Consider the following 19,771-nt stretch of genomic DNA (forward strand, 5'->3'; position numbering starts at 1 on the left):
CGCTCCTACGGGTTCATGGCTTCGTGGCTTCGCTGGAATGCTCGGGCAGGCGGCGCTGCTCGCGGATCACCCGCCAGGCGCTGAAGCTGAAGCCGAGCGCGACGCCGATACCGGCCAGGAACACCACCCCTGAACCAAACGCCGCCAGCGCCTTGTGCACCCACACGAAGGTGACGTCGCCACCGCGGTAGATCGCGGTATCGATCACCGCCTTGGCCTTGTAACGGGACTCACGGTCCATGCGCGTGTACAGCGTCTCGCGCGCCGGCTTGTTGAGCGAGAACTCGCTCGCCCGGGTCATCACCTGCACCATGGCCACCAGCATTGGCAGCGGTGAGGCCGACAGCAGGCAGAATCCCAGCAGGATCGCCACCGCCGGCAGCAGCAGCAGCGGCGCCACGCCGTAGCGGCGCAGCAGCCAGCGGGTGGCAAAAAGCTGGATCAGGATCGTCAGCCCGTTCACCGCCCAGTCCAGCGTCGAGTAATAGCGGGTTGCGCCCTCGGCGGTCGGGAAGTACTGGCGCACGATCGCCGCCTGCTCGTTGTAGAGCAGCGTGCCGATGCCCACGCCAAAGAACATCAGCATCGCCAGCGCGCGCAGCAGCGGGTCATTCCAGACCCGCACCAGCCCGGCCCACACCGAGCCGCCCATGGCCTGCTCGCCGCTCTGTTCGCCGTGCTCGGCTTCGCGCCGCATGGCCCAGGGCCGCAGCTTGATGATGCACAGCAGGCACACGCTGAGGAACGCTGCGGAGACCAACAGCAGGTTGGCCACGCCGATCTGTTCCACCAGCAGACGGGTGATCGCCGGACCTGACAAGGCGCCGATGGTGCCGCCCGCACCGATATAGCCGTACACCTGCTTGGCGTGCTCGTTGTCGAACACGTCGGCCATGAAGCTCCAGAACACCATCACCGCGAACAGGTTGAACACCGCGATGAAGATGAAAAACACCGCCCCGCGCCCGGACGCGCCGGTATCAAACGCCCACCAGAACCCCAGCAGGCAGGTGATGAACACCAGATACACCACCGGCAGGAACACCCGCCGCGGGAAGCGGGCCACCAGCCCGCCGTAGACCGGCTGCAGCACCAGCATGGCGATGAATGTGCCGCTGAACAGCACCTGCAGGGTGTAGTCGCCAAGCGCTATCCCGCGCTGCGCGGACCAGTCCAGCAGCCAGGCCGGGAACACGGTGGCCGGATCGCTGGATGCACCCATGGCGTCGCGCACCGGACGCAGCACGTAATAGCCGCATAGCAGGCAGAAGAAATACAGCAGCGCCCACCACAGCGGTGGGGAAGCCGACAGCGCCGCCCGGAAGCGCGCAAGACGTGAGGTCGAACTGCGGGGAGTGGTCAAGGCGCGGCTGGGGGATTGCGATCCGGGCACGGTACCTGATGCACTGCACAATCGGCAATCAGGCGCCGGGAGCGGCGTCGGCCTGGTATTCCTTTTCGTCGATGAAGGCTGAGCCGACCAGACGGTTGATGTCGTTCTTCAGACCGACACGCACCGCATTTTCCCGCCCTACCGCACAGGCCAGGCGGACGAATTTGTCATCGAAGTTCTTGGCCGCCTCGCGGTCACGCAGGTCATCCTGCACGTCCCACATCGCCTCATTGGCCACCTTGAGCTGCTGCTTGAGCTCTTCGACCCCGGGGTGACGATCACGAAGGCCTTTCCAGATCGTGGTCAGCCCCTGCAGTTCAATCAGCACGTTGCCGCGCTTTTCAGCATCGGTGATGCGCTCGGACTTGATCTCCAGGATGGTGATCTTGTCGAGCAGCTCGCCAATCGACATCGGCATCAGGATCGAACCCAACTTCATCTCCCAGGCAACACTGGAGCGGGTGAAGGGAATCGAACCCTCGTCTTAAGCTTGGGAAGCTTCTGCTCTACCATTGAGCTACACCCGCCTGTGGCCAGCAGTCTAGGGTGCGCGGGCGCTGTTTGCCAAGCGTGTGAAGGCGCTTTCTGTTAAACTTGCCGGCGTTCAGTTCGAACTGCCCACACGTTTTCCCTTCGCTGCGGCAGCTGTCGGACCCCACAACCAGGCGCGCGATCGAGCCAGCTCTCGCGCCGCACTGCGCTTGTGATCTTCCCTGATCGTTTGCGTACCCAGGACCCCTTGCCGGTCCTTTTTTCGTGCGCGTTTTCCGCGTGTCCGAGCACCCTTCCCGGGCTTGCGCGGCGCTTTGCGCGCCGCCGGGGACGATATGTCCCGCCGGCAATCAGGACCCCCGAATAAAACCAGGAGGAACTTCCGCCCCATGCAAGAAGACAACCCCCAAGCCCATCCATTCCCATCCCAGCCGCTGCCACCGTGGCGACGCGCGGTGATCAAGATCGGCAGCAGCCTGCTGACCGACGGCCGCGGCAATCTCGGCCGGCACAACGCCGCCGCACTGGCTGCGCTGGTGGCGCGTTTCCGCGACCAGGGACGCGAGGTACTGCTGGTGTCTTCGGGTGCGGTGGCTGCCGGTCGCGGCCTGGTGGCGAAGCGCGGCGGCGGGCTGGTGCAGCGCCAGGCACTTGCCTCGCTCGGCCAGACTCCGATGCTGGCCCTGTGGCAGGACCTGGTAAAGCAGCCCGTTGCCCAGGTGCTGCTCAGCCACGACGACCTGCGCAATCGCCGCCGCTACCTCAACGCCCAGGCAACGCTGCATGAACTGTTGCGCAGTGGTGCGCTGCCAATCATCAACGAGAACGACACCGTGGCCATCGACGAGCTCAAGCTCGGCGACAACGACAACCTGGCCGCGGCCGTCGCCACTCTGGTCGATGCGGACGTATTGATGATCGCCACGGATATCCCCGGCCTGTACACCGGCCACCCGGTGCGCGATCCCGACGCGGTTCCGCTGCCGCTGGTGAAGGCCATCACCCCGAAGGTGATGGCCATGACGGCCGGCGGCGCCGGCGCACTCGGCACCGGCGGCATGGCCACCAAGCTGGAGGCGGCAAGCAAGGCCGCCGCGGCCGGTATCGATACCGCCCTGTTCTGCGGTCACGATGCGCGAGCCCTGGACGCGCTGGCCAATGACCAGCTGCTCGGCACCCTGATCCCCGCGCACGGTCCGCGCCTGCTTGCCCGCAAGCTGTGGCTGCGCCACCAGCCGGCCAGCCTCAACCGCGTGCAGATCGACGATGGCGCCTGCCACGCGCTGTCCGAATGCGGCGCCTCGCTGCTGCCCGGCGGCGTAACCGGCGTGGAAGGTGACTTCAGCTGCCGCGCGGTAGTTGATCTGGTGAGCCGGACGGGTCGCCGCATCGGCCGCGGCCTGGTCCAGTACCACGCCAGCGACCTGCAGCGCATCGCCGGCTGCCACAGCCAGGAAATCGAGGACGTGCTCGGCTTCCACAACGGCAGCACCGTCATCCGCCGCGACGACCTGGTCCTGCTGGACCAGGACGCCACGACCCCCCATTGAAGGAGTTCCCCATGTCCTATATCCGCTCACTCGCCGAACGCGCACGCGATGCTTCCCACGCGATCGCCGCGCTTGAACCCGAACGTCGCGCCGCGCTGCTGCGCGCGATGGCCAAGGCCGTCGACAGCGGCCGCGCCGGCATCCTGGCCGCCAACGCCGGCGACATGCAGCGCGCCGAAGAGGCCGGCACCACCGGCGCCATGCTCGACCGGCTGATGCTGGACGACGCACGCATCGACGGCATCGTGCAGGCGATCGACGAGATCGCCGCCCTGCCCGACCCGGTCGGCCAGGTCACCCGCAGCGAAATCCACGCCAACGGCATGACCGTTGAAAAGGTGCGCATCCCGCTGGGCCTGATCGCGATGATCTACGAGGCCCGCCCCAACGTGACCGCCGACGCCGCCGCGCTGTGCCTGCGCGCCGGCAACGCGGTGCTGCTGCGCGGCGGGTCGGAGGCACGCGCAAGCAACATCGCCATCGCCCGCTGTCTGCACGCCGCGCTGGCCGAATTCGACCTGTCGGCCGAGGCCGTGGCGCTGGTGGAGGACACCGCACGCGAGCACGTGCTGGAGCTGCTGCAGTTGACCGACCTGGTGGACCTGGCGATCCCGCGCGGCGGCGAGCGCCTGATCCGCTTCGTGGCCGAGAACGCGCGGGTGCCGGTGATCAAGCACTACAAGGGCGTGTGCCACCTGTACGTGGACGCCGCCGCTGATCCCGTCACCGCGACTCGCCTGGCGGTGGACGGCAAGCTCTCGCGCCCGGGCGTGTGCAACGCGCTGGAAACGCTGCTGGTGCATGCCGATATCGCCGAGGCGTGGCTGCCCGACGCATTGGCCACGCTGGCCCGCGGCGGCGCGGAGATCCGCGGCTGTGAGCGCACCCAGGCGCTGTTCGCCGATGCGAAGCCGGCGACGGAAGAGGATTACGACGCCGAGTACCTGGCGCCGATCCTGGCCGTGCGCGTGGTCGACTCCATCAACGATGCCATCGCCCACATCCAGCGCCACACGTCCGACCACACCGAAACCATCTGCAGCGAAGACCAGGCCGCGGCCGACCGCTTCGTGCGTGCGATCCGCAGCTCGGCGGTGATGGTCAACGCTTCTTCGCGCTTCAACGACGGCGGCCAGCTCGGCCTGGGCGCGGAGATCGGCATTTCCACCACCCGCCTGCACGCCTACGGCCCGATGGGCCTGGAGTCGCTGACCATCGAGCGCTGGGTGGTTCGCGGCGCCGGCCAGGTGCGGCACCCGGAGGTGCAGCAGCCGGAGGACCCGGCGCGGGCCGCCTGAGCCCGAGCGCCAGCGGAGCCGCTAGAAACCGCGGCCCAGACTCAGGAACACGGCGGTGTTGCCGCCGCCGTCATGGCCGACGGTGCCGCTGATGCCGAAGTTGGCGTCCAGCCCGAACAGCGCGGTGCGCGCACCCAAGGTCACGGTTCCGTAGCTGTCGTCGTGCCCATAGGTGGGCACGGCGTACGGGCCGCTGCTGGCCATGGTCTGGGCGATGGCAAAGGCCTCTTCCGGCGCGTCTTCCAGCTCGTTGTCCCAGGTAAATCGCGCGTACGGGCGCATCGCCCCGTCGCCCGTCACGGCAAGCTGCCAGCCGACGCTGGCGATCAGCGAGTCGAAGTCCTGGTCCGGATACGCCAGCGAAGTCGACAGGGTCGGATCGCTCTCGGCGAAACCATCCATGTCGACCTGCTGGAACACCAGCCCCAGCACCGGACCGTGGCGCAGGGTGCCGCGCTGGAAGTCCCAGCCAACGTGCGTGGCCAGGGTCAGGCTCTCGCCGTCGGTCGAGCCGCGATGGCTGCGCACGCCCTGTCCCAACTGCACCCGGCGATGGCTGTCGAAATCCAGCTGCGACCAGCTCAGCTGGGCCACGCCCCAGCCGCCACCATCGCTGAACCAGCCGGCGAAGCCGCCGATGGTCAGGTCCTCATAGCGGAAATCACCGCGATTCATGCCCCACTGCTGGCGGGTCGCGCCGTACCCGCCAAAGGCGCCGAACACCGCGTTGCCCCGCACCCAGTCCAGACCCACGGTCAGCGCCGGCCCGAAGCCGTCGTGGAAGTCACCATCGTCGCGGCGCAGGTAGTTGCCGGCCACATCGACCCACCAGCCGCCCGCTTCCGGCCTGCCCTCAACGTGCCAGGCCACCCGTTCGGCGCGGGCCCGCCCGGTGGCTGCCGCAGCCTGGGGCAGTGCCGCCACCAGCGCCGGTGCCTCCAGCACCGACGCGGCGAAATCCGCCAGCGCGGCGTGGCCTGCGTCGGTCGGGTGCACACCGTCGGCGAACAGATACGTCTTCGCCGCGTCCGGATGGGTATAGCTGGCCGGGCTGCAGGTCAGTGACTGGGCGGTGATCTGCGGCTCGCAGGCGGTGCCGGTGACGTTCGTGAATCCATACTCGCCCGGGCTGGCCGCGATTTCACGCAGGAAGCTGAAGGTATCCAGCGGGATCACCCGCAGGCCGTTGCCAGCCAGTCCACCGAACAGGGCATCGTTGTACGCCCCGGCCAGCGCACTCAGCTGCGCCTGGGCCAGGGGCCCTTGGGCACGTGCGGCCGGGGTGATGCCCATGTCGGGCAGGGTCGGCACCAGCACGTAGCGCGCACCGGCGCCCTGCAGTGCACCCACCAGCCCGATCTGCGTGCTGACCGCCGTGCCGATGGTCTGCTCCGGTGGCGCGCCGGCGGCGATGGCGAACACGTCGTTGGCGCCGCCCCACAGCGAATACAGCGCGTTGGGATCCACTGCGCCCGTTCCCATGAAACGCCGCACCTGGCTGGCCATCGACGGCGTCGGCCCGAGCGCGCCGATCACGTCTGTGGCCACGAGCGCACCGCCCACGGCGTAGTTGTCGCCCGACTGGCCATTGCCGTTGGCCGACGCGTCCGTGCCATAGCGATTGCCCAGATGCTGCGCCCACACCCAGCCCGGGTTGGTGGTGAACTGGCCGGTGACCGCCTGCACTTCCGGCGGCAGCAGCGGCCGGAAGAAGCCGGCGTCGGTCAGGCTGTCGCCGAAGAACACGGTGCGCGAAAACCGGCTGTCCTGCGCGAAGGCGGGCGCGGCTGCCAGTGTGGCGGCGGCGACGGCGAGAATGGTCGGGACGAAGCGGCGCAGGGTCATGGGGATCCTCCTGATCAATGGGGCTGGCCTGGACGCGCCACGGGGTCATACCCCGGCGCGGGGGCGCCATCGTTCCACGATCAATCGCAACCCTCACGCCGCAGTGCGTCATCCATTTGCGACCCCATCTGCCACCCTTTGGCCACAACCGACACAAACGGCGACAATGGCAACATGGAAATCGTACTCAATGGCGACACCGTAACGGTGGACGCGGACTCCACGGTGGCTACCCTGCTGCAGGCCAAGGGCCTGGGCGAACGTCGCGTGGCGGTGGAAGTGAACGGAGACATCCTGCCCCGTGGCCGACATGCGGAGCACGTGCTTGCCGCCGGTGACCGGGTAGAAATCGTGCACGCACTGGGCGGCGGCTGAGCCGTCCCAGGCGCAGCTGACACGTTCCTGCGGGCCGCATGAACCGACCCGCAGGAAGATGCAGCCGCAGCGCGCCATCTGCGCGATAATCTGTCGATGACCGCACAGCACACCTCCAACCAAGACGACGCCCTTGTCATTGCCGGCAAGGCCTATTCCTCGCGCCTGCTCACCGGCACCGGCAAGTTCAAGGACCTGGACGAGACCCGCCGCGCCACCGAGGCTGCAGGCGCCCAGATCGTGACCGTGGCCATCCGCCGCACCAACATCGGTCAGGACCCGGGCGAGCCGAACCTGCTCGATGTGCTGCCGCCGGACCGCTACACCATCCTGCCCAACACCGCCGGCTGCTACACCGCCGAAGAGGCCGTGCGCACCTGCCGCCTGGGGCGCGAACTGCTCGACGGCCATCAGCTGACCAAGCTGGAAGTGCTGGGCGATGAGCGCACCCTGTACCCGGACGTGGTGCAGACCCTCAAAGCCGCCGAGATGCTGGTTGCCGACGGCTTCCAGGTGATGGTCTACACCAGCGACGATCCGCTGCTGTGCAAGCAGCTGGAAGAGATCGGCTGCGTGGCGGTGATGCCGCTGGCCGCACCGATCGGCTCGGGCCTGGGCATCCAGAACCACTGGAACCTGCGCGAGATCGTTGACAACGCCAAGGTGCCGATCCTGGTCGACGCCGGCGTGGGCACCGCCTCGGACGCGGCGATCGCGATGGAGCTGGGCTGCGACGGCGTGCTGATGAACACAGCCATTGCCGGTGCGAAGGATCCGGTGCGCATGGCCCGGGCGATGAACTACGCGGTGCGGGCCGGGCGCGATGCGTTCCTGGCCGGCCGCATCCCGCGCAAGCGCTATGCCAGCGCCTCCTCCCCCGAGGACGGGCTGCTGGGCTGATGGAACACCTGCGGATCGATGTCACGCGGCTTCGCGCGCATGGCGCGCTCCTACGGGGGGTGGCATGAACCAGACCGGGCGCGGGAAGCCTTATACCGAGGATCCGGAGCGGCGCAGGATCCGCAGCTTCGTGCTGCGCCAAGGCCGCTTCAGCGAGGCCCAACAGCGCGCGTTCGATGAACAGTGGCCGCGCTTTGGGCTCGACTTCACACCGAAGGAAAGCGGAAGCACGCCGCGCGATTTTGATGCCGAGTTCGGACGCAGCGCGCCGCGGGTGCTCGAGATCGGCACCGGCAACGGCGAGGCGCTGCGTTACGCAGCCGCCCGTGACCCGGCCCGCGACCACATCGGCATCGAAGTGCACGCGCCCGGTGTAGGCCGACTGTTGAACGCGCTGGCCGAAGACAACAGCGACAACGTGCGCGTCTATCACCACGACGCGGTCGAAGTGCTCGAGCACGAAATTGCCGATGCCAGCCTGGACGAGGTGCGCATCTACTTCCCCGATCCCTGGCACAAGAAACGCCACAACAAGCGCCGGCTGGTGCAGCCTGCCTTCGCCGAACTGCTGGTGCGCAAGCTCGCGCCGGGTGGCCGCTTGCACCTGGCCACTGATTGGCGGGACTATGCCGAGCACATGTGGGACGTACTGGAAGCCACGCCGGGCCTGCGCAACCGTGCCGGCGAACGCGGGCATGTACCGCGCCCCGACTGGCGTGCCCAGACCCACTTCGAGACCCGCGGCCAGCGGCTGGGCCACGGCGTCTGGGACCTGCTCTACGACCGTACCGACCGCATCACCTGACCTGCTGAGACCAACAACCGGGCATGGACACCGCTCTCGCGCTCACCACCGATATGCAGATCGTTCTCGGTCTGGTGGCGCTGACCATGGTGCTGTTCCTGTTCCAGCGCGTGCGCGCCGACCTGGTGGCGCTGGTGGTGCTGGTATTGCTGGGCCTGACCGGCCAGGTGGCGCCGGAAGACGTCTTCAACGGTTTCTCTTCCAACGCGGTGATCAGCGTGATCGCCACGATGATCCTGGGCCTGGGCCTGGACCGCACCGGCGCCCTCAACCGGCTGGCCGGCTGGCTGCTACGCCGCGCGCGCGGCGTTGAGGAACGTCTGCTGCTGCTGACCGCAACCGTGGCCGGCCTCAACTCCTCGATCATGCAGAACCCGTCGGTCATGGCGCTGTACCTGCCGGTGATCTCGCGCCTGTCATCGCGCACCGGCATCAGCCTGGCGCGGATGCTGCTGCCGGTGGGCGTGGCGATCGTGATGGGCGGCACCCTGACCATGGTCGGCAACTCGCCGCTGATCATGCTCAACGACCTGCTGGTGTCGGCCAACGCCAACCTGCCCTCCGGCGCGGCCACGCTGACCCCGCTGAACATGTTTGCGCCGGCACCGATCGGCCTGGCCCTGCTGGCAGCGGGGCTGGCCTACTTCCACTTCTGGGGCAACCGCCAGCTGCGCGGCGGCAAGGATGCCGGCGTGGCCCCCGGGCGCACGCAGAGTTACTTCGCCCGCGTCTATGGCATCGACGGCGACATGTTCGAACTCACCGTCAGCGCCGACAGCCCGCTGGTGGGCATGACCTTCGGTGAGGCGGAATCGCTGCACAATGCGCCGGTGCTGCTGGCACTGAAGGTCGAGGATGAAGCGCGCCTGGCACCGGCAGCCGATGTACGCATCTGGGTGGGCAGCGTGATCGGGGCGATGGGCACCCGCGAGCAGGTATCGGATTTCGCCCAGAACAACTTCCTGCGCATGAGCACCCGGCTGCGCCAGTTCGGCGATCTGTTCAACCCGGCGCGCGGAGGGATTTCCGAAGCGGTGGTGCCGCCGAACTCGGACTACGTGGGCAAGACCGCCAATGAGCTGCAGCTGCGCCGCCACCATGGTCTGCGCCTGCTGGCCGTCAACCGCGACAAAGACAAGGTGATCCGGGAAAACGTGCGCGATCTGCCGCTGCGCGCGGGCGACATGCTGGTGCTGCACAGCTTCTGGAAGAATCTGGTGGAGGCCGCCAGCGACCGCGACTTCGTGGTGGTGACCGACTATCCGAAGGGCGAGCAGCGCCCGCACAAGTTCAAGATCGCCATGGCGATCTTCGCGGTCACGATCCTGATCGCCGTGTCCGGACGGGTGCCGACCGCCATCGCACTGATGACCGGCGTGGCCGGCATGCTGGTCACCGGCGTGCTGAAGATGGACGAGGCCTACGGCGCGATCAACTGGAAGACCGTGTTCCTGATGGCCTGCCTGATCCCGCTGGGCTGGGCCATGGACCGCAGCGGCGCGGCGGCGTGGGTGGCGGGAGCCTCGATCGAACAGCTACCCGACGGTCTGCCGGTGTGGCTGATCCAGGTGGCGGTGGCCATCCTCACCGCCGGGTTCTCGCTGGTAATCAGCCACGTGGGCGCCACGATCGTGATGGTGCCGCTGGCGATCAACCTGGCGCTGGCGGTGGGCGCGGATCCGACGTCGTTCGCATTGATCGTGGCGCTGGCGGCGTCCAACAATTTCATGACCCAGTCCAACCCGGTGATGTCGATGATCACCGGACCCGGCGGCTATCGCGCCAGGCAGCTGTGGATCGTGTGCGGCCCGCTGTCGCTGGTCTACATCGCGATCGTGGTGCTGATGGTCAACCTGTTGTTCTGAGCGCGGTGGCGAGGAGGACCTGGCCGCCTTCGACCTTGACCGGGATATCGCGCAGGCGATCCCCGCGACAGGGGCCGGCGGTACATTCTCCCGCGGCAAGCTCGAAGCTGGCGCCGTGCACCGCGCATACCAGCTGGCCTTCCTTCGACTTCAGGAACTGTCCCGGCGCGTAGTCCAGCCGGCGTCCCGCGTGCGGGCAGACGTTGAGCCAGGCGCGTACGGCATCGCCCTGCCGGTGGACGATCAGCGATTCAACCGCGCCGTCGATATCGGCTTCGACCTCGACCAGGCCGCCATCGGGGATTTGTTCAAAGGTAATCAGGGACACGTCTTCACAACCGTTTAACAGGAACGTTACAAACCGGGGCGGCATGGGGCCGATACTGTATGTCCCGGCCGCGCGCCGCATTGTGTCACGCCCAAGTTACTGATGACCCCACGTTTCCTGCAAAACCTGCTGCTGCGCTACCGCGCCACCGGCTTCACCGCCGTTTTCGCACCGCGCAAACCCCGCCATCCTCTGGTCCGGCTGCTGTTCGGCCTGGCCGGCGTCGCCCTGCTGGCAATACTGCTGGTATTCGGGGTGGTGATCGGTGCGGCGATGCTGGCTGTCGGCATGGCGCTGCGCCTGCTTGGCAAGCCGCGCAGGGCCGTGGGCCGTACCGGCAGCGGCGGCACCGTGCTTGACGGCGACTACCGCGTGGTCGACAAGCCGGTCCTGCGCTGAGTCCGGCCATGGCAGACCTGATTGCCGCGTGCGAACCGCCGCGGATCCCGGTGCGCGGCGGCGGCACGTTTCCGGTACGACGCGTTTACTGTGTCGGCCGCAATTTCGCTGATCACGCCCGCGAAATGGGAGCCCAGGCTCCGACCTCGCCCGAAGCCCGCGGCCGCCCGGTGTTTTTCAGCAAGCCTGCCGATGCGCTGGTGCTGGATGGCCGGGTGCCCTATCCCCCGGCCACTTCGGAGCTTCACCACGAGGTGGAACTGACCGTGGCAATCGGCCGCGACGCCGAGCCGGGCATTCTTGACCCCGCACAGGCGTCCGCGCTGGTGCTCGGTTACGGCATCGGCCTGGACCTGACCCGACGCGATCTGCAGGCCCAGGCCAAGGCCGCCGGCCTGCCGTGGGATATCGCCAAGGGCTTTGATCATTCCGCTCCGGCAAGCGAGCTGGTCCCTGCCGCTGAAATCGGCCAGTTGCACGAGCGCACGCTGTCATTTGAGGTCAACGGTGAGCTGCGCCAGTCCTCGCGCCTGGACCAGATGATCTGGAACGTGGCCGACATCCTGCACGAGCTGTCGCAGCTGTATCACCTGCGCGCCGGCGACCTGGTGTTCATGGGCACGCCCGCCGGGGTGGCCGCACTGCAGCCCGGCGATCGCTGCAGCGCGCGGCTGGATGACCTGCTCTCGCTGGACTGCGTTATTCTCCCTACGCTTGCCTGAACCCAGTAAAGGAAACCATCGATGAGCATCGCTTCGGAGTTCAAGGAATTTGCCATGCGCGGCAGCGTCGTCGACCTCGCCGTGGGCGTGGTGATCGGCGCGGCGTTCGGCAATATCGTCACCGCGTTCGTGGACAAGGTGATCATGCCGCCGATCGGGCTGCTGGTCGGCGGGGTGGACTTCGCCGACTGGGTGATCACCCTGCGCGAAGCGGCGATTGACGCTGCCGGCGAGGAGATCCCGGCCGTGGTGATCGGCATCGGCGAGTTCCTCAACGCGGTGATCCAGTTCCTGATCATCGCCTTCGCGATCTTCATGGTGATCAAGGGCATCAACCGCCTGAACCGCAAAAAGGCCGTTGAAGATGAGCCTGCCGCACCCGAAGCGCCGACGGAAGACGTGCTGCTGCTGCGCGAAATCCGCGACTCGCTGAAGACCCGCTGATCCGGCGGAGTCCAACGCCACACCGGCCTGAAGGCCGCGCCAGAAGCGCCGGGACAATGCCGCGGGCTGATAAGCTCGCGGCATTCTTTTTTCCGCTTCGGGGTTGTCCATGCGCCTGGCTTCACTGCTGCTCGTATTCGCCGTCTGCCTGCCCGCCACCGCGCAGGAGCCCACCCGTATCCCGGATGCCGCGCTGCAGACTGCCGCCGAGCTGCGCGAGCAGGCGTTGGCGGATGACACGTCGTGGCGGGTCACCGAGTCGCTGACCACTGAAGTCGGCCCGCGCCTGCCAGGCAGCGAGGCCGATGCGCGCGCCGTGGCATGGGCCAAGGCGAAGTTCGCCGAGTTGGGCTATGACCGGGTCTGGACCGAGCCGGTCACTTTTCCCAGGTGGGAGCGTCGCAGCGAAAGCGCACGCGTCGTGGGCGACTTCGCCCAGCCGCTGGTGGTGACCGCGCTCGGCGGCAGTCCCGGCGGCGAGGTGGAGGCGTCGATCGTGCGCTTCGCCGACTTCGAAGCGCTGGATGCGGCGCCCGAAGGATCCCTGCAGGGCCGCATCGCTTTTGTCGATTTCCAGATGGAACGCACGGCCGATGGCAGCGGCTATGGGGCCGCCGGCCCGGTCCGTGGGCGCGGTCCGTCGGTGGCGAGCAGCAAGGGCGCGGCGGGCTTTCTGATGCGCTCGCTCGGCACCAGCCACGCCCGCGTTGCCAACACCGGCATCACCCGCTTCGCAGAGGGCGTGGAGCCGATCCCGGCCGCCGCGCTGTCACTGCCTGACGCAGACCAGCTGGGCCGTCTGCTGCAGCGCGGCGAGGTCACCGTGAACCTTGCCCTGGATGTCGGCTTCGACGGCGAATACACCTCGCACAACGTGATCGGCGAGATCACCGGCAGCGGCACCGGCGACGAGTTCGTGGTGATCGCTTCGCATCTGGATTCCTGGGACCTTGGCACCGGCGCGATCGACGACGCCTCCGGTGTGGGCATCACCATGGCCGCCGGCCACCTGATCGGCCAGCTGGAGCAGCGGCCGGCGCGCAGCATCCGGGTGATCGCTTTCGCCAACGAGGAGCAGGGGCTGATCGGCGCACGCCAGTATGCGGAGCGTCATTCCGACCACATCGGCCTGCACCTGCTCGCCGCTGAAAGCGACTTCGGTGCCGGCCGCATCTACGGCTTCGACACGGGCGCCGCGGAGTACGCGCGCGAAGCCACCCGGCAGATCGCCGAAGTGCTGGCGCCGCTGGGCATCGAATACATGGAAGGCGAAGGCAGCCCCGGCCCGGACATGATCCCCATGGCCCAGGCCGGCGTGACCTGGGCCTGGTTGGGGCAGGACGGCAGCAAATACTTCGACCTGCACCACAACGCCAACGACACCCTGGACAAGGTTGATCCCGCTGATCTGGCCCAGAACACCGCAGCGTATGTGGTCTTCGCGTACCTGGCCGCCGAGGCCGAAGGCGACTTCGGCAGCGCCCCCACCGCCGACTCTCCGTAGGAGCGCGCCACGCGCGCGAAGCCGCGTGACAGTGATTGGCTTGCGCAGGCGGGCCGGCGGGGCATTCCAGGACGGGACACGCACGTAAATACGTCCATGTAGGCTTATCGGCGCCGTCCATGGCGCCGATAGTCCCGCCCTGGAATGCCCCACCGGCCCCTCAACTTTGGTCGCGATCTGCCGGTATCGGGTTCACGCGGCTTCGCGCGCATGGCGCGCTCCTACAGGCGGGACGTGACGCTTACGGGTGGGGATGTGACCAGGCGGCCAGGAGGACCGCGGTGGCGGCGGCGACGTTGAGGCTCTCCACGGCGCCGGTGCCGGGAATCGAGATGCGCAGGTCACAGGCATCGGCCAGGCCGCGGTCCATGCCCTCGCCCTCGGCGCCAATCACGTAGACGAGGCGTTGCGGCAGGGTCGTGGAAAACAGGTCCTGCCCGTCTTCAATCACGGTGGCGGCAAGCGAGAAACCCGCGCTTCGCAGCTGCTCCATCGAGGCTTCCGCCGAACCCATGCGTACCAGGGGCAGCGCCTCCGCACCGCCCTCGGCAACGCGGGCGGCCGCGCCTGACAGCGCCAGGTCGGCCCCTTCCGGCAACAGCACCGCCGCAACGCCGAAGTGCGCGGATGAACGCAGGATCGCACCCAGGTTGTGCGGGTTGCCGACGCCGTCCAGCCACAGCAGGCATTGGGGGCCGTCCGCCAGCGTGGGCAGCCAGTCGCCAAGGGACGGTTCGGCAGCGCGCAGCACATCGGCCACCACACCCTCGTGATGGCCGCTGCCGGCAAGCCGTACCAGTTCTGCTTCGTCTTCGACCACCCGGTAGCCGACCCGGTTCGCCACGCACCACTTGAGCAGCGGCTGCAGATCCGGGATACGCGCGCCAGTCAAATACAGTTTGCGGATCGCCTGCGGTCGGCTGGCGAATACGGCCCTGATCGCGTTGAGCCCGTGCAGGCGCTGCTCGGCGCGCCGGTCCGGCCGGCTTTCACCAGGTGCCGGCACATGCGACGGTGCCGGGCGCGGCGATCCTTCGGGGCGCTTCGACGACCGTTCGTCTGCGACTTTTCCAGCGGAACGTCGCCCGCGCTGCTTCCAGGGTCCACCGTCCCCACCACCACCTGGTGTGCTCATTTTCCTGCTGCCTTGCCGACCCAGAAGTCGGCGTTGCGGATTTCAAGTTTGAGCGGATCGAAGGTTGGATCCAGCCCCATTTTCTTCTGTACCTCGTAATCACGCAGGGCGACCAGCGCCGGCTTCTGCAGGATCAGGATGGCGATCAGGTTCAGCCACGCCATCAGGCCCACGCCGATGTCGCCCAGGGTCCAGGCCATGCCGGCGGTGCGCACGCAGCCGAAGGTGACCGCGGCCAGGATCAGGATGCGCAGCGCGAAGATCATCCACGGCCGGTGGATCCTGCGGTTGATGTAGGCGATGTTGGTCTCGGCCATGTAGTAGTAGGCGATGATCGTGGTGAAGGCGAAGAAGAACAGCGCCATCGCCACGAAGCCGGCGCCATAGCCGGGCATCACCGCCTCCACCGCGAACTGGGCAAAGCCCGGCCCGGGCTCCACGCCGGGGAGCGCTTCGGCCAGCATCTCGCCGCCGCGTCCGACCACGTTGTACATGCCGGTCGACAGGATCATGAAGGCGGTGGCCGAACACACCAGCAGGGTGTCCACGTAGACCGAGAATGCCTGCACGTAACCCTGCTTGGCCGGATGCGAGACCTCGGCCGCGGCCGCATGGTGCGGCCCGGTGCCCTGGCCGGCCTCGTTGGAGTAGATGCCGCGCTTGACGCCCCATTCCACCGCCAGGCCGAGCATCGCGCCGAAGCCGGCGTGCATGCCGAACGCACTCTCGAACACCAGCAGGAACATCGCCGGGATCTGCGACATGTTGAGGAACATGATCACCAGCGCCATCAGGATGTAGGCCAGCGCCATGAACGGCACCACCAGTTCGGCGAAACGCGCGATGCGGGTGATGCCACCGAAGATGATGAAGCCCAGCCCGATCACCAGCACCACGGCGGTGACCGTGGTTGGCACTTCCCAGGCATTGAACGCGGCCGATGAAATACCGTTGGCCTGCACGCCCGGCATCAGGAAACCGGCAGCAATGATCGTCACCACCGCGAAGATCCACGCGTACCACTTCTGGCCCATGGCCTTCTCGATGTAGTACGCCGGGCCGCCGCGGTAGCGCCCCTGCGCGTCCTTTTCCTTGTAGATCTGCGCGAGCGTGGATTCGATGAAGGCCGTCGACGCTCCCAGCGCCGCCATCACCCACATCCAGAACACCGCCCCGGGTCCACCGAATGCGATCGCGGTGGCCACGCCGGCGATGTTGCCGATGCCCACGCGTCCTGACAGCGACATCGCCAGCGCCTGGAACGACGACACCCCGGCTTCGGACTTGGTGCCGCTGAGCAGCAGGCGCACCATTTCCGGCACCTGGCGGAACTGCAAGAACCGGGTGCGGATGGAGAACCACAGGCCCGCCCCCAGGCACAGGACGATCAGCGGCATGCTCCACACATAGCCGTTTACGGCTTCAACGAACTGCTCCACGCATTTCTCCCCGAACGTTTAATTCCTCGGCCCGCGACATGGCGGGCCGGTCGATTCTCACCCATCAGCCCGCGTCGTGAAACCGCCCGCTCCAGCACTGCCGCTCAGCCGTGACCGCTGACCGGCGCAGTTTCCGCCTCCAGCGCTTCCAGCTTCCGCGCCAGCGCGTCGGGCGAGCGGGTGTAGGGCGCCAGCAGCGCATACAGCGCCGGCACCACGAACAGTGACAGCAGGGTGGCAAAGGCCACGCCGGACATGATCACCACGCCGATCGTGGCGCGGCTGGCCGAGCCCGGGCCGCCGGCGGTCACCAGCGGGATTGCGCCCATGATGGTGGCCGCCGCGGTCATCAGGATCGGCCGCAGGCGCACGGCGGACGCCTCCTCGATCGCCTCACGCACGCTGCGGCCTTCATCGCGCAGCTGGTTGGCGAATTCAACGATCAGAATGCCGTTCTTGGCCGCAAGCCCGACCAGCATGACGATGCCGATCTGGCTGAACAGGTTGAGCGTGCCGCCGGTGGCCCACAGCCCCAGCAGTGCGCCCAGCACCGCCAACGGCACGGTGAGCATGATCACCAGCGGATGCAGGAAGCTTTCAAACTGCGCCGCCATCACCAGGTACACGATCACCAGGGCCAGGGCGAAGGTGAGGACGATTGCGCCGCCGGCCTCCTGGAACTCGCGCGACTCGCCCTTCCAGTCGATCTGGGCGTGGCCTGGCAGCTCCTCGGCCACCGTCTGGTAGGTCCATTCCAGCGCCTCGCCCATGGTGTAGCCCGGCGCCAGACCGGCGCTGATGGTGATCGCGCGCAGGCGGTTGAAGCGGTTGAAACTGCCCGGCTCGGCCACTTCGCGCAGCGTCACCAGGCTGGACAGCGGCACCAGCGTGCCGTCGTCACCACGCACCCAGGTATTGGCCAGGTCGTCGGGCTCCATCCGGTTCTCGCGCCCGGCCTGGAGCATCACGTCGTACTCCTCGCCGTCATCGATATAGGTGGTGACCTGGCGCGAGCCCATCATGGTTTCCAGCGTGCGCCCGATTTCCTGCACCGACACACCAAGATCGGCAGCGCGCGCGCGGTCGATCTCCACCCGCATCTGCGGCCGGGTTTCCTTGTAGTCCGAATCCGGATCCTGGATGCCTGGGTTGCCTTCCATGCGCACCAGCATGCGGTCGCGCCATTCGGCCAGGTCCTCGTAGTCGGGTCCGCCCAGCACCAGCTGATAGCGCTGGCCGCGCGAGCCGATCAGGCCGCCCGGCACGTTGGCGCGCACCTCCACGCCCGGCAGGTCAACGAAGCTGTCGCGCAGCGAGGCAACCACTTCGGCGGTGCTTTCCTCACGTTCGCGCCAGTCCTTCAGGAATACGATCACCGCGCCCGAATGCATTTCCTCGGTGCCACCCCAGCCGCGCGGTGCGCGTGAATTGGCCCGCTCGATCGGCCCGTCACCGCCCACGTAGTCGGCGAAGATCCGCTCTACCCCTTGCAGCTGGGACACGGTGTAATCAAAGCCCGCACCCTCCGGCCCATCCACGGCGACGAAGAAGCGGCCGCGGTCCTCGGCCGGTGACAGCTCGCTGGGCACGCGCCAGAACAGCAGCGCCGCAGCCACCAGGCAGGCCAGCATGGCCAGCGACACCAGCGCCGCCAGACGCAGCGTGGGCATGGCCACCATCTTCCCGATCCCGCCGCCATAGGCACTGCTGGTGCGCCGCAGCAGCCGGGTGACCCAGCCATTGAAGCCGGTAGGTTCGACGTTTGGCCGCACCAGCTTGGAGCACATCATCGGGGTCAGGGTCAGGGCCACGAATGCCGACAGCGTCACCGCTGCGGCCAGCGCCACGGACAGTTCGCGGAACAGGCGCCCGCTGTTGCCCTCCATGAAGCCGACCGGCAGGAACACCGCCACCAGCACCGCGGTGGTCGCGATCACTGCGAAGGCCACCTGCGCGGTGCCGCGCTTGGCGGCAACCAGCGGCGGCTCGCCGAGGTCGGCCCGGCGCTGCACGTTCTCCAACACGATGATGGCGTCATCCACCACCAGCCCGATACACAGCACCAGCGCAAGCAGGGTCAACAGGTTGATCGAGAACCCGAACGCGTACAGGGCAATGAACGCCGCCACCAGGCACACCGGCACGGTGATTGCCGGAATCAGCGCCGCGCGCAGTTTGCCCAGAAACAGCCAGATCACCAGGAACACCAGCAACATGGCCTCGGCCAAGGTCCAGTACACCCGGTCCACCGCGGCCTCGATGAACTGCGTGTTGTCCGAGGCGACGAAGATTTCCGTGCCCTGCGGCAGGGTTTCCTGGACCCGCACCGCCTCCTCACGCGCGGCGCGGGCCACGTCCAGCGCGTTGGCGGTGGACGTACGCACGATCCCCAGACCCACGTTCGGGATCGAATTGCTGCGCATGTAGGAGCGGCGCTCGCGCGGCCCGACCTCCACCTCGGCCACGTCGCCCAGGCGCACCACGTAACCATCGCTGCCGCGGCGCAGTGGCAGCGCGGCGAACTCTTCGGGCGTCTGGTAACCACGCTCCACCCGCAGGGTGAAGTCGCGTGTTTCCGATTCGATCCGCCCGGCGGGCAGTTCCACATTTTGGCTGCGCAGCGAGCTCTCAATGTCTGCAGCGGTAATCCCGCGGGCGGCCATGGCGTCGCGGTCCAGCCATATCCGCATCGCATAGCGCTGGCTGCCACTCAGCTGCACCCGGGCCACGCCGTCGAGCGCCGACAGGCGGTCCATCACGTAGCGGTCCGCGTAGTCGCTCAGCTCCAGCGTATCCATCGTTGCCGAGCGCATGTTCAACCACAGGATCGCGTCGGCGTCGGCTTCCACCTTGGAAATATCCGGCGCGTCGGCTTCGATCGGCAGGCGGTCGGCCACCCGGCTGATCGCATCGCGGACATCGTTGGCCGCGGCCTCGATATCGCGGGAAATATTGAACTCGATCGTCACGTCGGAACGGCCGTTGCGGCTGCGCGACTGGATCGTGTTGATGCCCTCGATCCCGGCCAGGGCGTCTTCCAGGATCTGGGTGATGCGGGTTTCCACCACCGCCGCCGACGCGCCCGGATAGGTCACGTCCACCGACACGATGGGCGGATCGATGTTGGGCATCTCGCGCAGGGTCAGGCGCATGAAAGCCATCAACCCCAGCACCACCAGGAGCAGGCTCATCACCACGGCAAAGACCGGGCGTTTGATGGAAAGATCAGAAATGCGCATCGACTGGCTGGATCCGGTGAGGTCGGGAGGGCGGCGGG

17 protein-coding genes and 1 tRNA gene are annotated in these 19,771 nt (G+C 67.5%); 10 read left to right on the plus strand and 8 right to left on the minus strand.

Annotation, left to right across the window (positions count from 1 at the left end):
• Positions 1-13: 13 nt before the first annotated feature.
• From WCE59_RS12430 to WCE59_RS12440, 3 genes are all read right to left on the minus strand, one after another.
• Positions 14-1,363: an NTP/NDP exchange transporter gene (locus tag WCE59_RS12430; RefSeq protein WP_343259097.1), complete on the minus strand. Its 1,350-nt coding sequence runs from the start codon at positions 1,361-1,363 to the stop codon at positions 14-16.
• A 58-nt stretch (positions 1,364-1,421) separates the two neighbouring features.
• Positions 1,422-1,832, minus strand: coding sequence for a DUF6165 family protein (locus tag WCE59_RS12435; RefSeq protein ID WP_343259098.1), 411 nt, complete (start codon positions 1,830-1,832; stop codon positions 1,422-1,424).
• A gap of 14 nt (positions 1,833-1,846) precedes the next feature.
• Positions 1,847-1,920, minus strand: a tRNA-Gly gene (locus WCE59_RS12440).
• A 354-nt stretch (positions 1,921-2,274) separates the two neighbouring features.
• Between WCE59_RS12440 and proB the strand changes: the two genes are divergently transcribed.
• Entirely contained in the window at positions 2,275-3,435 is a 1,161-nt protein-coding gene (gene proB, locus WCE59_RS12445) for a glutamate 5-kinase (RefSeq protein ID WP_343259099.1), read from the plus strand.
• A gap of 11 nt (positions 3,436-3,446) precedes the next feature.
• On the plus strand, positions 3,447-4,733 hold the full coding sequence (locus WCE59_RS12450) for a glutamate-5-semialdehyde dehydrogenase (RefSeq protein WP_343259100.1): 1,287 nt from the start codon (positions 3,447-3,449) through the stop codon (positions 4,731-4,733).
• Between the two features lie 21 nt (positions 4,734-4,754).
• Here the strand turns inward: WCE59_RS12450 and WCE59_RS12455 are convergent, their stop codons facing one another.
• Complete coding sequence (locus WCE59_RS12455; RefSeq protein ID WP_343259101.1) at positions 4,755-6,578, minus strand: autotransporter domain-containing protein; 1,824 nt, start codon at positions 6,576-6,578, stop codon at positions 4,755-4,757.
• A gap of 174 nt (positions 6,579-6,752) precedes the next feature.
• On the opposite strand from WCE59_RS12455, the gene thiS reads away from it, so the two are divergent.
• From thiS to WCE59_RS12475, 4 genes are all read left to right on the plus strand, one after another.
• Positions 6,753-6,953, plus strand: a complete 201-nt coding sequence (gene thiS / locus WCE59_RS12460; RefSeq protein ID WP_343259102.1) for a sulfur carrier protein ThiS — start codon at positions 6,753-6,755, stop codon at positions 6,951-6,953.
• Between the two features lie 96 nt (positions 6,954-7,049).
• Positions 7,050-7,853 (plus strand): thiazole synthase, encoded by an 804-nt coding sequence (locus tag WCE59_RS12465; RefSeq protein ID WP_343259103.1) that lies wholly within the window; start codon positions 7,050-7,052, stop codon positions 7,851-7,853.
• Between the two features lie 64 nt (positions 7,854-7,917).
• Positions 7,918-8,658, plus strand: a complete 741-nt coding sequence (gene trmB, locus WCE59_RS12470; RefSeq protein WP_343259104.1) for a tRNA (guanosine(46)-N7)-methyltransferase TrmB — start codon at positions 7,918-7,920, stop codon at positions 8,656-8,658.
• Positions 8,659-8,681: 23 nt separating this feature from the next.
• Positions 8,682-10,523, plus strand: a complete 1,842-nt coding sequence (locus WCE59_RS12475; protein WP_343259105.1) for an SLC13 family permease — start codon at positions 8,682-8,684, stop codon at positions 10,521-10,523.
• On the opposite strand, the gene WCE59_RS12480 is transcribed toward WCE59_RS12475, so the two are convergent.
• Positions 10,507-10,896 carry a Rieske (2Fe-2S) protein gene (locus WCE59_RS12480; protein ID WP_343259106.1) on the minus strand — a complete coding sequence of 130 codons (390 nt, stop codon included), beginning with the start codon at positions 10,894-10,896 and terminating at the stop codon, positions 10,507-10,509. The genes WCE59_RS12475 and WCE59_RS12480 overlap by 17 nt on opposite strands.
• A 57-nt stretch (positions 10,897-10,953) precedes the next feature.
• On the opposite strand from WCE59_RS12480, the gene WCE59_RS12485 reads away from it, so the two are divergent.
• The 4 genes from WCE59_RS12485 (at position 10,954) to WCE59_RS12500 (ending at position 13,920) form a co-directional block, all read left to right on the plus strand.
• Positions 10,954-11,250: a hypothetical protein gene (locus tag WCE59_RS12485; RefSeq protein WP_343259107.1), complete on the plus strand. Its 297-nt coding sequence runs from the start codon at positions 10,954-10,956 to the stop codon at positions 11,248-11,250.
• Between the two features lie 8 nt (positions 11,251-11,258).
• Positions 11,259-11,972, plus strand: coding sequence for a fumarylacetoacetate hydrolase family protein (locus WCE59_RS12490; RefSeq protein ID WP_343259108.1), 714 nt, complete (start codon positions 11,259-11,261; stop codon positions 11,970-11,972).
• A 21-nt stretch (positions 11,973-11,993) separates the two neighbouring features.
• The gene (mscL, locus tag WCE59_RS12495) at positions 11,994-12,416 is read left to right on the plus strand and encodes a large-conductance mechanosensitive channel protein MscL (protein ID WP_343259109.1); all 423 of its coding nucleotides are present in this window, start codon (positions 11,994-11,996) and stop codon (positions 12,414-12,416) included.
• Between the two features lie 109 nt (positions 12,417-12,525).
• A complete protein-coding gene (locus WCE59_RS12500) occupies positions 12,526-13,920 on the plus strand; it encodes a M28 family peptidase (protein WP_343259110.1) in 1,395 nt (464 codons plus the stop codon).
• Between the two features lie 241 nt (positions 13,921-14,161).
• Here WCE59_RS12500 and WCE59_RS12505 read toward each other — a convergent pair whose 3' ends face one another.
• The 3 genes from WCE59_RS12505 to WCE59_RS12515 form a co-directional block, all read right to left on the minus strand.
• Complete coding sequence (locus tag WCE59_RS12505) at positions 14,162-15,055, minus strand: TrmH family RNA methyltransferase (protein ID WP_449284164.1); 894 nt, start codon at positions 15,053-15,055, stop codon at positions 14,162-14,164.
• Positions 15,052-16,494: an alanine/glycine:cation symporter family protein gene (locus WCE59_RS12510; protein WP_449284165.1), complete on the minus strand. Its 1,443-nt coding sequence runs from the start codon at positions 16,492-16,494 to the stop codon at positions 15,052-15,054. The genes WCE59_RS12505 and WCE59_RS12510 overlap by 4 nt, the downstream gene beginning before the upstream one ends.
• 104 nt (positions 16,495-16,598) lie before the next feature.
• A complete protein-coding gene (locus WCE59_RS12515) occupies positions 16,599-19,733 on the minus strand; it encodes an efflux RND transporter permease subunit (protein WP_343259111.1) in 3,135 nt (1,044 codons plus the stop codon).
• Positions 19,734-19,771 lie beyond the last annotated feature (38 nt).

The organism is Luteimonas qiangzhengi, assembly GCF_039548515.1.
GTDB lineage: Bacteria > Pseudomonadota > Gammaproteobacteria > Xanthomonadales > Xanthomonadaceae > Luteimonas.